Consider the following 14,335-nt stretch of genomic DNA (forward strand, 5'->3'; position numbering starts at 1 on the left):
CAGGAAGCACGAAGCGTGATTGTCGGCCATCGCTGCCCCCGACCGACGCTCTGGGGCGGTCGCAACTACGTTGTCAGCACCGGATGGCAGGCTGATCGCTACCCGCCGCGAACCACTCTCAGGAGAACAGCATGAACACCGCTGGCCTTGGCCCGCTGGCCGTCACGCGTCACAGCGGCAATGAGCCTATCCGGGCCAGCGGGGAAACGGTGGGCAGACTCGGCGACTTCTGGAGCTGGGCGTGCTCCGACCTGGCCAACAACACCATGCGCGGCATCTTGGCCGAGTACCTCGTTGCCACAGCGCTCGGCGCCGCCGACGGCACCCGAGCGGAATGGGACACCGTCGACATCCGCACGCCCGAGAAGTGGCGCGTGGAGGTGAAGTCGTCGGCGTACCTGCAGTCCTGGGCACAGAACCAGTTGTCGGAGATCTCGTTCACCATCGCGCCGGCCTCTGGCTGGGACGCCCAGACCAACTCCACCTCGCCCGACATGCTGCGCCGCTCCGACATATACGTCTTCTGCCTGCTGCACCACCAGGACAAGCAGACCCTCGATCCTCTGGTTCTCGACCAATGGACCTTCTACGTCCTGCCCACCGCAGTCCTCAACGATCGGTGCCCGAACCAGAAAACGATCAGACTGTCCAGCCTGGAGCGCCTCACCCCGCTGAAGACCGACTTCACCGGCCTGCCGAGGGCCGTCGCTGCGTGTGCCGAAGGCACGCGACAGCCGCCGGACGACAGGGATCAGCCCGCACGGTGAGCTTTGCCCCCTCCACCCATGTCCGCGGGGCCCTCGAATCAGCGCTCCACCACTCCCCCGCCGACCTTCGCTGGGGAGAATCTGGGGAGAACGAAGCCCCCCGCTGGGGAGCGCCTGGGGAGAATCGACCGCGCAAACGGACAGCGCGGCGGAAGAGCCGGAAACACCCATCGCCCCAGGCCAGAGCGGGGTTTCGGTCAATCTCCGCAGGTCAGCGGCCTGAGGGCGACGTCTTCAAGAAGATCTGTTCGCCTGGCAGGGGCGCGCCGTCTGCCCATACCTCCGTTGCGAGCGCAGTCGGGCTTCGGCCGCGCGGACGCATGAGGTAAGAAGACGTACGTGACCGAACCGCCCCAGCCCGCCACACAGCACGCGTTCATCGCCCTCGCCCCGCCCGACCATGCGAAGAACGAGCTGGCGCACGCGCTGAGTCCGGCCTACGCCGCCTATCCCGATCTGCGCTGGAACCGCGTCGAGGACTGGCACATCACGCTGGCGTTCCTGGGCGAGCTGCCGGTGCGGGCCGTCCAGCGGCTTCGTTCGCCCCTGGCCGATCTGGCAGCTGCCCGCCCCTCTCTCGAACTGTCGCTGCTCGGTGGCGGGCACTTCGACGAGCGACTGCTGTGGAGCGGCGTCGGGGGCGATCTCGAAGGACTGCACGAGCTGGCCGAAGCGGTGCGGGCGCGGGTCAGAGACTGCGACGTCGCGTTCGCCGAACGTCCGCTGCGTCCCCACCTCACGCTGGCCCGCGCTCGCCTCTACGACAACGCGTCCGTAACCGCGGCGGCCGCCTGCCTCGATGGCTTCACCGGAAGCCCTTGGCAGGCCCGACGCCTCCACCTGGTCGGCAGCACGGTACGAGGCCACTCAGGCCCGCGGCGCTATCGGGACATCGCCGCATGGACCCTGGTGACTGGGCAAAAGCATTCCGATCCAAAACCGCCTCCGAAACCGCCGCAGACTGCTGTGCATGAGCACCAGGGCTACTCGGGCCCCAAGTTGATGCCGACTCGGCCCGACGCGCCCTGAGCCCGCTCAGACGGTCAGCCCGCCAGTCAAGGAGTCCGGCCATCGCATACTCCTCTGGGTGCAGATGAGGATGCCGCGACCATACCGTCGCCGGACGACCACGACGGCGGCCCGGGTCCGTCCTGGGCGACGAGGCGTACGACTCGACGGCCAGCCGGCATGAGCTACGGCGCCGCCGGACCTTGCCGGTGATCCCCGCAAGGGCGCCCCGAACATCAAGAACCTGGGCAGGCTCCGCTACGCCGTCGAGCAGACCTTCGCCCTGCTCCAACCGTTCAAACGCCGGGCCGTGCGACGGGAACGACGCCTCGAACTCCACGACGCCATCGCCTCGTCGGCCCGCAGCCTGATCTGTCGGCGGCGGCTCCAGCGCCGCGCGCAGCCGCGTCACCGAGCCAGCCCAGCGCCGAGCGGCATTGCCAGCAACATGGGGAGTTGCCTACAGGCGGATTCGGTACTCCCGGTAGCGTGTCCATCTGCCGCATGGGGTGTCCATGTGTCCGGCCGGCCCGGGCGGAGGGCATTCGGCGGAGAGCGATGAGGGTGCAATGAGCGAACTGACGAAGCCCGAGGTCGACGTTCCGGAAGGTGACGCTCCTACCGAGTTGACCATCCGGGACTTGAGCGTCGGGGACGGAGTCGAGGTGAAGCCGGGCATGGTGGTCAGGGTCCACTACGTCGGGGTTACCTTCGAGTCCGGAAAGGAGTTCGACACCTCCTGGGACCGGGGCCAGCCGTTCAAGTTCGCCCTGGGCAGTGGCAGGGTCATCAAGGGCTGGGACCGGGGGGTGCGGGGGATGAAGGTCGGCGGCCGACGCGAGATCATCATTCCCCCGCGCCTCGGCTACGGCAATCAGTCGCCATCACCATTGATCCCGGCGGGCTCGACCCTCGTCTTCGTGGTGGACCTGCTTGACTCGTATTCCAGCACAGCCGGGTGGAGCAACGCCTAAAGCCTGTTGCAGAAGGCTGCGTTCGGGCAGGTCGGGGCCTGGTCTTGGGGTGCTCTGAGGCGTTGCCTGCTTCCTCGCCCCGCAGAAGCGGTCGGCGCTGGCGCTTGCGGGGATCAGCGTGCCGTCCACCATCCACAAGCCCGAAGCCTGCCCCCCCCCAGCGCCACACGCGCCAAGATCCGGACCATCCCGGACCAGCAACCTCCCGAGTGCCGCAGCTACCGCCGTTGTCACCGGTCAGGCTGGGTGCAATGCAGCCGCTGTACCACCAGCGGACCAAGAACATGCTGACCTCGTACAGCCCGAAGAGACTCGGGTTCTTCTAGAGCCTGATGTCAGTTGCCTGGAGGGGCCGCACCGGTCCCGCACGCGGGGCTCGGCCCATGGCTGATGCGGTGAACGCGGCAGGGGCGGCGTCCGTTGCGGACGCCGCCCCTTACGTGACCGACCGGGGGTTACTTGACGTTGACGCCGGTCCAGGCAGCGGCGACGCGCTTGTACTCGGTGGAGTTCGCGCCGTACAGGTCCTTCGCGGCGCTCAGCGTGCCCTTACGGGCCGCCTTGTAGTTGGTGGTCGACGTGAAGTACGTCGTCAGGGCCTTGTACCAGATCTTCTCGGCCTTGGCGCGTCCGATGCCAAGGACCTTGGAGCCGTCGGCGGTCGGCGAGTTGTAGTCGACGCCGTTGATCCGCTTCTTGCCGCTGCCCTCGGACAGCAGGTAGAAGAAGTGGTTGGCGATGCCCGAGGAGTAGTGGACGTCGACGTTCCCGGCGTTGGAGCTCCAGTTGTCCAGGGAGGCGCCGTCCTTGGAGGGCTTGTCCATGTAGCGCAGCGGGGAGCCGTCACCGTTGATGTCGATCTTCTCGCCGATGAGGTAGTCGCCGACGTCCTTGGCGTTCTTGGCCTTGAACTCCACGGCAGTGGCGAAGATGTCGGAGGTGGCCTCGTTCAGGCCGCCGGACTCGCCGGAGTACTCCATGTTGCCGGTGGCCGAGGTGACGCCGTGCGACATCTCGTGGGCCGCGACGTCGATCGAGGTGAGGGGCTTCTTGTTGCCCTCGCCGTCGCCGTACGTCATGCAGAAGCAGCTGTCGTCCCAGAAGGCGTTGACGTACGAGTCGCCGTAGTGGACGCGGGAGGTCGCGCCCTTGCCGTCGCCGTTGATGCCCTTACGGCCGTGGACGGACTTGTAGTAGTCCCAGGTGACCTGGGCGCCGTAGGCGGCGTCGACACCGGCGGTCTGCGCGTTCGACGGCTTGCCGTTGCCCCAGACGTCGTTGGCGTCCTTGAACAGCTTGCCGTTGCCGCTCTCCGCGTGCTTCAGGTCGAAGGTGCGGTGGCCGCCGCGGGCCTTGTCGGTCAGCTCGTAGCCGCTGGCCACCTTCTTGGAGCCGACCGTGACCTTGCCGCTGTACTGGCTGTTGCCGGTGCCGTTCTCGATGGCCTGGTACTCGTACAGCTTCTTGCCCGTCGCGGCGTCCGTGATGACATGGAGCCTGCTGGGCGTACCGTCCTTCTGCACACCGGTGACCACGGTCTCGTACGCGAGGACGGGCTTGCCCTCGGCGGCCCAGATCACCTTGCGCGGCGACTGCGCGTCGGCCTTGGCGGTCTTCGCCTTCGCGGCGGTCGACTCGGCGGACTTGGCGACCGAGGACTTGGCGAGCTTCGCGTCCGTGGAGGCGACCTTCACGGTGGCCTCGGTGGCCTTGGTGACGCTCTTCACCTTGCCGCTGTCGGCAGCGTGGACGACGAGGTCGCCACCGAGGACGGGCAGCCCGTCGTAGGTGCGCTCGTAACGGGTGTGGGTCGTGCCGTCGGCGTCCTTGATGACGTCACGGACGACCAGCTTCTCCTTGGCGCCAAGGCCGATCTTGTCGGCGGTCGCCGATCTGTCGGCGGTCGCGTCCTGAAGGAGGTCCGCGCGAGCCGACGCCGAGAGGGCGACGGGCGAGCCGGACGGCTGGGTGTCGTTGTCCGGCTGTGCGGAGGCGCCGGTGGACAGTCCGGCAGTGAGCAGTGCTCCGGCCGCGACGGCGGTGGCGATCGCGAGCGTCGAACGCTTACGGGATATGTGAGAGGTCACGCGGGCTCCATCTGTGGGGGCCCGGGAGGCATGGAGCGCCGCCCGGAGCAGAAAAAGACGCGATGCGGGCGTGCAGCTCGTTGCTGTACGTGCAGCGTGTTGCGGGGGAGCGTGTCATTTCAACCAGGTACATGTCAGCATTTTGACTGGATGTTGGCCGGAAATAGTCCGTTGAACGATGGTCTACATACGCAATGCGAACAGTTCAAGAACGCGGTCGGAGTCGGCAACGGGGAGGTCGTGCCGGAGAGTTGATGACGGCTGCGGCGATGCGTCTCGGTGCGGCGGGGCCTCTTGGCGGCTCGGACCAGGCGTTGACCGTGCGGGTCGGGTGCCCGAGGCCGGAGGCCGGAGGCCTGACGTCCGGTGCCGGAAGCGGACCGCGCGCTTTCAGACACCCGACCGGCCCTCTCCGCTCTCCGTGACCTCACGACGCGCGACTCACGACCCGCGGATCACAACGCACGGCTCACGGCTCACGGCCCGCGGATCACAACGCACGGCGCACGCCGCCTAGGGCCCCCGTCGCCCCTCCCCCACCAGCAGTACCAACAGATAGGCCCCGCCGACGCAGACGGTGACCGCTCCGGTCGGCAGGAGTACGCCGGGGATCGCGTGCTGGGCTGCGATGTCCGCGCCGAGCAGCAGGACCGCGCCGACGAGTGCCGAACCCGCGAGGTCGACGGAGCCGCCCTGCCCGGTGAGACGGCGGGCGATCTGCGGCGCCGCCAGCGCGACGAAGGCGATGGGGCCCACCGCGGCGGTCACCGCGGCCGTCGCGGTCACGCCGAGGACGACCAGCATCACCTTCGTACGCTCGACGGGTACGCCCAGCATCGCCGCGGTGTCGTCGCCGAGTTCGAGTCGCCGCATCCTGCGCTGCGCCACCGGGGCCGCGACCGCGACCCCCGCGAGCACCACGGCGGCCATCGTGACGGCGGGCCGGCCGACCGCGCTCAGCGAGCCCGCGCCCCACACCGCGGCCCGCAGCGCGGTGTCGACGTCGGCCTTCACCGAGAACCACCTGTTGGCTGAGGACAGCAGCGCGCCGAGCGCGATTCCCACGACGATGAGCCGGAAGCCCTTCACCCCTCGCCGGAACGCCAGCAGATACACGGCGAAGGCCATGATGAGACCTACGGCGAGCGCGCCCGCCGCGAGCGCCGTGTAGCTGCTCGCGCCTGCCAGCAGGGTGAGGACAACACCGGTGTAGGAGCCGATGATGTCGGGGCTGCCGAGCGGGTTGCGGGTCAGGGACTGGAAGATCGCGTCGCCCGCAGGCTCACGGGCCCTGCTCTGAGGACGAAGTACCCGCTCACAGTTCCCTCGCCCGGCTTCCGCGCCGCAGCACGATCAGTACGGGCGCGCCGATGAGCGGCATGATCACGCCGACCGGCAGCTCGGTCGGCATGACGATCAGGCGGCCCACGACATCGGCGACCAGCACGATCACCGGTGCGAGGACGGCCGAGTAGGCGAGGATCCAGCGCCAGTCGGGTCCGGTCAGCCATCGCACGGCGTGCGGCACCATGAGGCCGACGAACATCAGGAGGCGAAGAAGGACGGCACGACGTTCCTGCCCTGGAGCGTCGACGGCTTCGACCTGGAGGCGATCCTCGCCCTCGACCCCGACCTCATCGTCGGCGGCGGCATCGGCTTCCCGCTGTTCCAGGCGGAGAAGGTGTACGACAAACTCTCCGACATCGCTCCCACCGTGCTCGTGGGCAAGAAACTCGGCGACTGGCGCGGCCAGTTCTCCTTCCTCGCGGACGACGTGTTCGCCAAGGGCGGCTTCAAGGTGTACGGGCAGGGCGGCGACATGTTCGAGCTGTCGACCGAGAAGGTGGGGCAGACGATCACCCAGCCGTCCGTGTTCGTGATGGGCTTCAACGCCGATACGACCGACGTCGCCACGCTCAAGAAGAACCCCGTCTACGGCGCGCTGCCCGCCTTCAAGTCCGACCACGCCTACGACCTGCCGTACTGGGTGCTGCGCGGCGACTACGACGAGTCGATGGCCCTGCTCGACATCATCGAGCAGAAGTTCTCCTGATGGCCGCCCAGCGTGCGTACACGACGCACCCGCTCGTCCTGCGCCGGGTCACGGTGCGCCGCGTGCACGAGGTAAGCCCCTGGATGCGGCGGGTCGTCCTCGGCGGTGCGGAACTCGGGCCGTTCACCCGTGACGGAATCAACCATCCCGCCTTCGCCGCGCCGGGGTTCGACGACCACGTCAAGCTGATCCTGGCGGCGGACGGGAACGTCCAAGCGGCGCTCCCCGCCCAGTTGCCGCACGGCGTCGAGTGGACTCCGGCCGAGCACCGGCTGACCCGCGACTACACGCCCCGACGGGTGGACCTGCAGGCGCGCGAGTTCGACCTCGACTTCGTGGTGCACGGCGACGGGCCCGCGGAGACCTGGGCCGCGTCCGCTCGCGAAGGCGACGACCTGTGGTTCGTCGGGCCGAAGTCGTTTCTGCGGCTGCCGGAGCGCGTGGACTGGATCCACCTCATCGGGGACGAGACCGCGCTGCCCGCGATCGGCCGCTTCCTCGACGAACGTCCCGTCGCCGCCCCGGCACATGTCCTGGTGGTCGTCTCCGACGACTCGGCACGCCAGGAACTGGCCCTGCGGGACGGCGACGCGATCACCTGGGTGGTCGCGGAGCCCGGCGACGCGGTGGCTCTCGACGCCGCCGTCCGCGCGCTGCCGGTGCCGACGGGCGAGGGGTACGCCTGGGCGGCGGCGGAGAGCCGGGCGCTGTTGCCGGTACGCCGGTATCTGCGGCGCGAGCGGAAACTCCCCAAGGACCGCCTGACCATCACGGGTTACTGGCACCGCGAGGAAGCCGCCGAAGCCGAGGCGAAGGGCACGAACGGCGTCGGCCCGGTCGCGGAGGGCCCTGCTGGCGGCCGGATCGCTTCTCCGTTGCCGTGGCTGGTCGCGCGGGCCGCGTTGCAGCTCGGCGTCGTCGACGCGGTCGCCGACGAGCCGGGCCTCTCGCCCGACGTGCTCGCGAGCCGCGTGGGTGTGCCCGGACCGGGGATCGGCGTGCTGCTCCCGCTGCTCGCCGCGCACCACGTGGTGGTCGGCCCGGACGGCGAGGACAGTCTCCGCCTCGGCCCGGCGGGCGAGGAACTCCTGGACGACCACGAGCGCGAGGAGTACGTCGGCCACGATGCCGAGCTGCTGCTCGCCCTCGCACACCTCGCTCCCGCGCTCCGCGACGGGACGTCCCCCTGGCAGCTCGCCTCGGGCGCTCCCCTGCACGACACGGTGACGCGCGACGCGGATCGCTTCGGCGAACTGGTCGAGGAGTGCGAGCAGTTGGTCTTCCTGCTGAACGGTCTGACGGCCGATCCGCTCTGGGAGGGCGTCGACACGTGTCTCCTGACCGGGCCGGGCAGCGCCTCGGTCGTCGCCGCTCTCGACGACGCCGGACGACGGCCGCGGCTGCGGGTCGCGGAGGACGACACACCTGCCTCGGTCCTGCGCGGGTCCGTGCCCTCCCGGAGCGGATCGACTGGACGGCAGGTCCCGCCGATGTCGCCGTCGCGGCGAAGGCCCTCGCGTACCGCACCGACGACGAGGCCACCCGGCTCCTCACCCGGCTCGGCGCCTGGACCCGGACGGCGGTCCTCGTCGAGGCATCCCGTCCCGACGGCCTGAGCCCGCGCGCGGCCGAGGCGGCCCTGCGCGCGTACGCCTCGACCGGGAGCCCCCTGCGCGACTCCGCCGCCCTCGCCGCCCTCGCGACGCGTTCGGGCTGGCGCGTCGAGCGGACCGTCGCGCTCGTCTGGGGCACGGAGGCCACGGTCCTGCGCCGGACCTGACGTCCCGGCTCAGGGGTGCAACCGGCACCTCAGGGGTACAACCGGCGCCCCAGCTTCGCCGACCGCCGGTTGTACCCCTTGGTGTCCCACCACTCCTCCAAGAGGCCCCGCACCAACTGGACCAGTTGGCGGAGTCGCTCGGGGTCAGGGACGGCCGAAGTGAGCACGTCCATGAAGGACTTGTCGCTCCACGGCAGTGTGAAAGCCCAGCGCTCGTCGGCGTGTCCCTTGCGCTCGACGACGAGACGGTACGTCAATGTGGCGCTGCGGTCCGGGTAGTGATCGACCGTCAGGTCCGTGACGTGGAACCTGATCGCCCCGTCGTCGGAGGTGAACGAGCGGGCCAGCGCGTGCTCTGCCGGAGTGTGAGCCGTCATCTGGACCTCCGCCTGTGCTGCAGGAACGGTCAGTACATCACTTCTTCTCCACCGGCGGGCACGTGCCCGTCTCCTCGCCGATCGAGTTGATCTCGGCGTTCGGGCGCGGGTCGCCCGCGTAGTCGATCTGGTCCGTGCACTTCTTGTCGGGGTCCTTCGGCGTGCCCGTGGGCTTCTCGGACTTCTGGACCGGCGGGCACGTGCCCGTCTCCTCACCGATCGAGTTGATCTCGGCGTTGGAGCGCGGGTCGCCCGTGTAGTCGATCTGGTCCGTGCACTTCTTGTCGGACTTGGCGGGCGTGCCCGACGGCCTCGTGCCCGACGGCTTCTCCTTCCCGGTGTCGGAGCCCGGGGTGCTCGTGGCCGACGATGAGCTGCTCGCGGAACTCGTGGAAGAGGAAACGCCGTCGGAGTCGTCGGAGTTGCACGCCGTCAGCGCGAGGCCGAGGGCCACCGCGGTCATGGTCAGTGCCGAGATCTTCCGAGTACGCATGCTGATGTCCTTGCGTGGGGCTGTCGCTCCTGTGGAGCGCGTGGACCGGTCGAGCGAGCTGAGCGGCTGTTCGTCCGTGTGGCTTTCTGTCCTCACAGATGGAGGCCGCGGTTCCCCGAGTTGCTTCATGATCGCACTCAGGACACGTTCGTGACGTGACAGTGATCGCGTCGTGAAGTCCCCGCCAGGCGTCGTGCCGCCGTGTGGCGCGACGAGGCGCGCGAACCCCGCGACGGTGGGTCTAGACACACCCCGGGCCGGAGGTCTGCACCAGTGTGCTGTGCGTGCCCCTGCGGAAGTGTGTCCTGCGTTCCCGGACCACACACAGGACACACCGGACCCGCGACCGAACGGGCCCGCCGAGCCAGGGAGAACACCATGAGCAGCCAGCGCACCCGCGTCACCGCCGCACTCCTGACCGCCGCCGCGCTCGTCGGCGCCGCCGCACCGATGGCCGCCGCCGAGGGCGGACGCGGCGGCGGTCGTCACGGCGGTCCTTCCGCCGTCCAGAAGCAACTGGATCTGCTCGTCGGCAAGGACGGCGTGCCGGGCGCGCTGGCGTACGAGAAGGGGCACCGTGCCCTCCGGGCCGGAACGGCGGAGCTGGGCAGCGGGAAGCCGATGGTGGGGCCCGAGGGACGGTTCCGGATGGCCAGCGACACCAAGTCGTTCACGGCCGCCGCCGTGATGCGTCTGGTCGCCGACGGGAAACTGCGGGTGGACGACCGGGCGGGGCGGTACGTGCCACAGCTCGCGGACAGCCCCATGACCATTCGGCAGCTCCTCAAGCAGCGCAGCGGTCTTACCGAGTACGCGCGGCTGATCGACTGGACCAAGCCGAACACCGCCGAGGGCTACCTCGATCTGGCGCTCAAGGCAGGTCCCGAGTTCGAACCCGGCACCCAGTGGGGCTACTCCAACACCAACTACCTGGTGCTCGGCATGGTGATCGACCGCGTGTCCGGCACCGACTACCGCACGTACATCGAGCGGACGATCCTGGAGCCGCTGGGGCTCAAGTCGACGTACTGGCCCGCCCGTGACGAGCTGACGCTGCGCGGCCCGCACGCCCGTAACTACGGCATCCACCCGGCGCATCCGGAGCAGGGCCAGGTGGATGTGACGGAGCTGCCGGGCTACGAGTTCGGCGCGTCCGGTGGTCTGGTGACGACTCCGGGGGACCTCAACACGTTCTGGGACGCGCTCTTCGGCGGCACACTGCTGCCCGGCTGGGCGGTCCGGCAGATGACGCACGACACGACGGACGTCAGCGGGCGCGACGTGTATCCGAAGGGCAGCCGGTACGGCTACGGCGTGGCGAGCATCCCGCTCAGCTGCGGCGGCGAGTACTGGGGTCACGGCGGCGACCTGCCCGGCGACTCGGTGGGCGGCGGCCGTGCGTCGGGCGGCCGGGGCACCGTCACCGTCTACACCACCACCGGGGCGGCGGAGGGTTCCAAACTCGCGCACCTCCAGGGCGCGGTGGACGCCGCGCTGTGTGACGGGCGCTGACGCGACGGGCGCGGGGCCGCCGGACGGGGCGTAGGCGGCTCCGCGCCCGGGCAGGTCCAGGGGACCGGAGGGCGGCGGGCACGGGAGGGGCGGCGCATGGTGGCGATCGAGGAACAGCCGGGGGTCGAGCTCTCGGCTCGGGGTGTCGAACTCGTCCTGCCGGGCGGCGGTGTCGCGCTCTCCGGCATCGACGTGCCGACGATCGCTCCCGGGCAGGTCCTCGGCATCGCGGGTGGCAGCGGGGCGGGGAAGACGCTGCTGCTCGAAGTGCTTGCCGGGCTGCGGGCGCCCCGGCACGGGCAGGTGTCGGTGCGGGCGGCGACCGGGGGCGCCGGGCAGGCGCCACGCTACGGCTTCGTGCCGCAGGACGACATCGTGCACCGCGCGCTGCCGCTGCGCGTCGCCTTGGAGTACGCGGCGCGGCTGCGCGGCACCGACCCCGGTGACGTACCGCGCGTGTTGGACGAGTTGGGGCTCGGCGACGTCGCCGGGCAGTCGGTGCGGACGCTCAGTGGTGGGCAGCGCAAGAGGGCCAGCATCGCGATCGAGCTGCTCTCCCGTCCCCGGCTGCTGTTCCTCGACGAGCCGACGTCCGGACTCGACCCGCTGGCGGGGGCCCAGCTGACCCAGCACCTGGTCCGCCTCGCGGCGAGCGGCGTCACCGTGGTGTTCACCACGCACACACCCGCCGACCTGCACCACTGCGACCAGGTCATGTTCATCGCGCCGAACGGCCGCCCCGGCCCGGCGGGCGCCCCTTCCGAACTGCTCGACCTGTCCTGCGACGGCACGTTCGAGGCGCTGTACTCCATGGAAGTGCCGCGGGACGGCGGAGCCGCGTGCGGCGGAGACGCGTGCGGCGGAGACGCGTGCGGCGGAGCACCACGGCCGTCGCTCAAGTCGCCGCCGCCATCAACTCCTTCCCGATTCACCCGTTCCCGCTTCACCCCGGCGACGGGTCGGCTGCGTCAGTGGGCGGTCCTGACCGGCCGTGATCTGCGGCTCCTGCGGCACGACCGCCTGACCGCCGCGATCACCATCGGCTCGCCGCTGGTCATCATCGCGATGTTCGCGCTGCTGTTCCGTCCGGGTGTCTTCGATCCCGGGCACCCCTCCCCCGCCGCCTCCGCGATGGTGCTGTTCTGGATCGCGTTCGGCGCGTTCTTCTTCGGGCTCGCCTACGGACTCCCTCAGATCTGCGGCGAGTTGGCGGTGGTGCGCAGGGAGCGCAGGACCGTCCTTCGCCTGTGGCCCTATCTGCTGGCCAAGCTCACCGTCCTCGGCCCGGTCCTGCTGCTCGCGGACGCGCTGCTGCTCGTGGTGCTGCGGGCCCTGGACCGGCTTCCCGCTGCCGAGTTGTCCGTCCACGCCTCGCTGTTCGTGACGACGGCGCTCGCCTCGTTCGCCGCGCTCGCGCTCGGCCTGTGTTGCTCGGCGCTCGTCTCCGAACCGAGTCAGGCCGCCCTGGTGCTCCCGCTGCTCTGCTTCCCCCAAGTGCTCTTCTCCGGTGCCTTCGTGCCGGTGCCCGACATGGCGGCGGGCGGCCGCTGGATCAGCGTCGCGATGACCAATCGGTGGGCGTTCGAGGCCCTCGGTTCCGGTGCCGACCTGGAAACGCTGTGGCGGGGCGGCGGCGCGGAGGGGCGGACGCTGCTCGACTCGTACGGGAGCAGCTTCGGCCACCCGGCGTGGGTGGGGTGGGTGATCCTCGCCGGGTGCGCCGCGGCGCTGCTCACCGCCTCCTGGCTGGTGCTGCGGTGGCGCTGTCCGACGTCGGCGCACCGGCTCAGCACGTCAGACGCGGGGCCAGCGCGCCCCTGACGGGCGTGGCGGCGGCGAAGGTCGCGTGCAGGAAGTCCACGAACCGGTCGATGTCCTCGGCCACGTTCGCGATGCCCGGCGAGACGCGCACCGCGCCGCCGGAGGGCAGCCCGAGCCGCTGGATGTACCCGTCGATGGTCTCGGCGCGCCACCGCCCGGTGCCCGTGCGCCGCAACAGGCGCGGCGCGATGGCGAAGGCCTCCTCGCCCGCGCCCGGGTTGCAGAAGCATCCCGTACGGACCGAGATGCCCGCAGCGGCGCATTCGCGGGCCACGATCCGCTCGTCGACGACCTCGCCCCGGCCGTCCAGGACGTTCAGGGCGACCGTGCCGCCGCGCCCCCGCGTGCCGCGCGGGCCGTAGACGCGGACCAGCGGCCTGCCGTCCGGATGCCGGAGCCCGGCCAGTGCCCCCAGGAGACGTCCGGTAAGACCGGTGACGTGCTCGGCCACCGCGTCGGCGCCCACCTCCTCGTACCAGTCGAGGCCCGTGGTGATCTGGGGGACGGCGTGGAAGTCGGGGGTGCCGTCCTCGAAGGCGGCGGGCGCCTGCGCCATGCGGTGCCAGTGCGCCTGCGCGCTGACCACTTGTATCGTGCCGCCCGCGAACCAGGGCCTGCGCAGCCGGGCGAGCGCCTCCCGCCTGGCCACCAGGCTGCCCACGCCGGACGGGTAGCCGAAGACCTTGTACCAGCTGGCGACCACGAAGTCCGCGGGCACCCGGCGCAGCGACAGCGTGCCGGTCGGCAGGTACGCCGCCGCGTCCAGGAGCGTGTGCCAGCCCGCCGATCGCGCCCTCGTCACCCACTCCAACGGGTGCCGTACGCCGGTGAAGTTGCTCTGCGCCGGATAGCAGAAGAGACCCCGGTGCCGACCAGCGAGTGCCCTGCCCAATGCCTCGCCGGACAGGCGCAGTTCGTCCCCCTGGAACCGGACGAGGCCCACCTTCGCCCGCGCGGCCCGCGCGAACTCCCGTACGCCGTTGACGGAGTTGTGGTTGTCCTGCGTGAGCAGCAGCGCTCCCGAGCGCCGGTGGAAGGGATAGGACTCCGCGACCAGTTTGACGGCCTGGGAGGCGTTGGCCGTGAACACCACCGTGTACTCGGCGGGATCGGCGTCCAGGAACCGTAGGACCCGGAGCCTCGCCTCCTCCACCAGGTCGGTCGACGCGGTGGACGCGGGGCTCTCGGTGTGCGGATTGCCGAACACCTGCCCCGTGAGGCGCGCGGCCTGAGCCCGGGCCAGGCTCCGCGGCACCGGCGCGGTGCCGGTGTGGTCGAGGTAGATCTGCCCCGTCTCATCGAGGTACCCGAACTCCTCGGTACGCAGCCGCTCGAAGAACGCCGCGCCCTTCCCTATCTCCCCCATGCCACCCCCGTCCCGGCGGTCGGGACCTCGGCCCCGGGGACACCGCCAGTCGCCCCACCCGCACGACGCGACACGGAACGAGCGCGCCTGCCCGCAG

The 14,335-nt window shown here is 70.4% G+C and carries 9 protein-coding genes and 4 pseudogenes; 7 read left to right on the forward strand and 6 right to left on the reverse strand.

Translation table 11 applies throughout. From position 1 onward, the window contains the following. The first annotated feature begins 131 nt into the window (after positions 1 to 131). The 3 genes from KY5_RS03130 to KY5_RS03140 all read left to right on the forward strand — a co-directional run bounded on the left by KY5_RS03130 (position 132) and on the right by KY5_RS03140 (position 2,749). Positions 132 to 767 carry a hypothetical protein gene (locus KY5_RS03130; protein WP_098240719.1) on the forward strand — a complete coding sequence of 212 codons (636 nt, stop codon included), beginning with the start codon at positions 132 to 134 and terminating at the stop codon, positions 765 to 767. A gap of 339 nt (positions 768 to 1,106) precedes the next feature. Next, a complete protein-coding gene (thpR, locus tag KY5_RS03135) occupies positions 1,107 to 1,796 on the forward strand; it encodes an RNA 2',3'-cyclic phosphodiesterase (RefSeq protein ID WP_098240720.1) in 690 nt (229 codons plus the stop codon). Between the two features lie 548 nt (positions 1,797 to 2,344). Next, positions 2,345 to 2,749, forward strand: coding sequence for an FKBP-type peptidyl-prolyl cis-trans isomerase (locus KY5_RS03140; protein ID WP_098240721.1), 405 nt, complete (start codon positions 2,345 to 2,347; stop codon positions 2,747 to 2,749). A 455-nt stretch (positions 2,750 to 3,204) separates the two neighbouring features. On the opposite strand, the gene KY5_RS03145 is transcribed toward KY5_RS03140, so the two are convergent. The 3 genes and pseudogenes from KY5_RS03145 to KY5_RS03155 all read right to left on the reverse strand — a co-directional run. After that, positions 3,205 to 4,836 (reverse strand): M4 family metallopeptidase, encoded by a 1,632-nt coding sequence (locus KY5_RS03145; RefSeq protein ID WP_098240722.1) that lies wholly within the window; start codon positions 4,834 to 4,836, stop codon positions 3,205 to 3,207. A 513-nt stretch (positions 4,837 to 5,349) separates the two neighbouring features. Continuing rightward, positions 5,350 to 6,111, reverse strand: a pseudogene (locus tag KY5_RS03150) (FecCD family ABC transporter permease); the annotation flags it as partial. A 40-nt stretch (positions 6,112 to 6,151) separates the two neighbouring features. Beyond that, positions 6,152 to 6,385, reverse strand: a pseudogene (locus tag KY5_RS03155) (iron chelate uptake ABC transporter family permease subunit); the annotation flags it as partial. Here KY5_RS03155 and KY5_RS03160 point away from each other — a divergent pair. Together KY5_RS03160 and KY5_RS03165 are read left to right on the forward strand one after the other, a co-directional pair. Further along, positions 6,383 to 6,889 (forward strand): annotated as a pseudogene (locus tag KY5_RS03160) (ferric enterobactin (enterochelin)-binding protein); the annotation flags it as partial. The pseudogenes KY5_RS03155 and KY5_RS03160 sit on opposite strands and share 3 nt — an antisense overlap. Continuing rightward, positions 6,889 to 8,669 (forward strand): annotated as a pseudogene (locus KY5_RS03165) (siderophore-interacting protein). The pseudogenes KY5_RS03160 and KY5_RS03165, both read left to right, overlap by 1 nt. Positions 8,670 to 8,698: 29 nt before the next feature. On the opposite strand, the gene KY5_RS03170 reads toward KY5_RS03165, so the two are convergent. Then, the gene (locus KY5_RS03170) at positions 8,699 to 9,046 is read right to left on the reverse strand and encodes a hypothetical protein (protein ID WP_098240723.1); all 348 of its coding nucleotides are present in this window, start codon (positions 9,044 to 9,046) and stop codon (positions 8,699 to 8,701) included. Positions 9,047 to 9,083: 37 nt separating this feature from the next. Continuing rightward, entirely contained in the window at positions 9,084 to 9,539 is a 456-nt protein-coding gene (locus tag KY5_RS03175; RefSeq protein WP_098240724.1) for a hypothetical protein, read from the reverse strand. A 378-nt stretch (positions 9,540 to 9,917) separates the two neighbouring features. Between KY5_RS03175 and KY5_RS03180 the strand changes: the two genes are divergently transcribed. After that, entirely contained in the window at positions 9,918 to 11,051 is a 1,134-nt protein-coding gene (locus tag KY5_RS03180) for a serine hydrolase domain-containing protein (protein ID WP_098240725.1), read from the forward strand. A gap of 96 nt (positions 11,052 to 11,147) precedes the next feature. Further along, positions 11,148 to 12,872 (forward strand): ATP-binding cassette domain-containing protein, encoded by a 1,725-nt coding sequence (locus KY5_RS03185; RefSeq protein WP_098240726.1) that lies wholly within the window; start codon positions 11,148 to 11,150, stop codon positions 12,870 to 12,872. Here KY5_RS03185 and KY5_RS03190 read toward each other — a convergent pair. After that, positions 12,838 to 14,238 carry an aminotransferase class V-fold PLP-dependent enzyme gene (locus KY5_RS03190; protein WP_098240727.1) on the reverse strand — a complete coding sequence of 467 codons (1,401 nt, stop codon included), beginning with the start codon at positions 14,236 to 14,238 and terminating at the stop codon, positions 12,838 to 12,840. The genes KY5_RS03185 and KY5_RS03190 overlap by 35 nt on opposite strands. Positions 14,239 to 14,335 lie beyond the last annotated feature (97 nt).

Origin of the sequence: Streptomyces formicae (assembly GCF_002556545.1) — a bacterium.
Taxonomy (GTDB): domain Bacteria; phylum Actinomycetota; class Actinomycetes; order Streptomycetales; family Streptomycetaceae; genus Streptomyces; species Streptomyces formicae_A.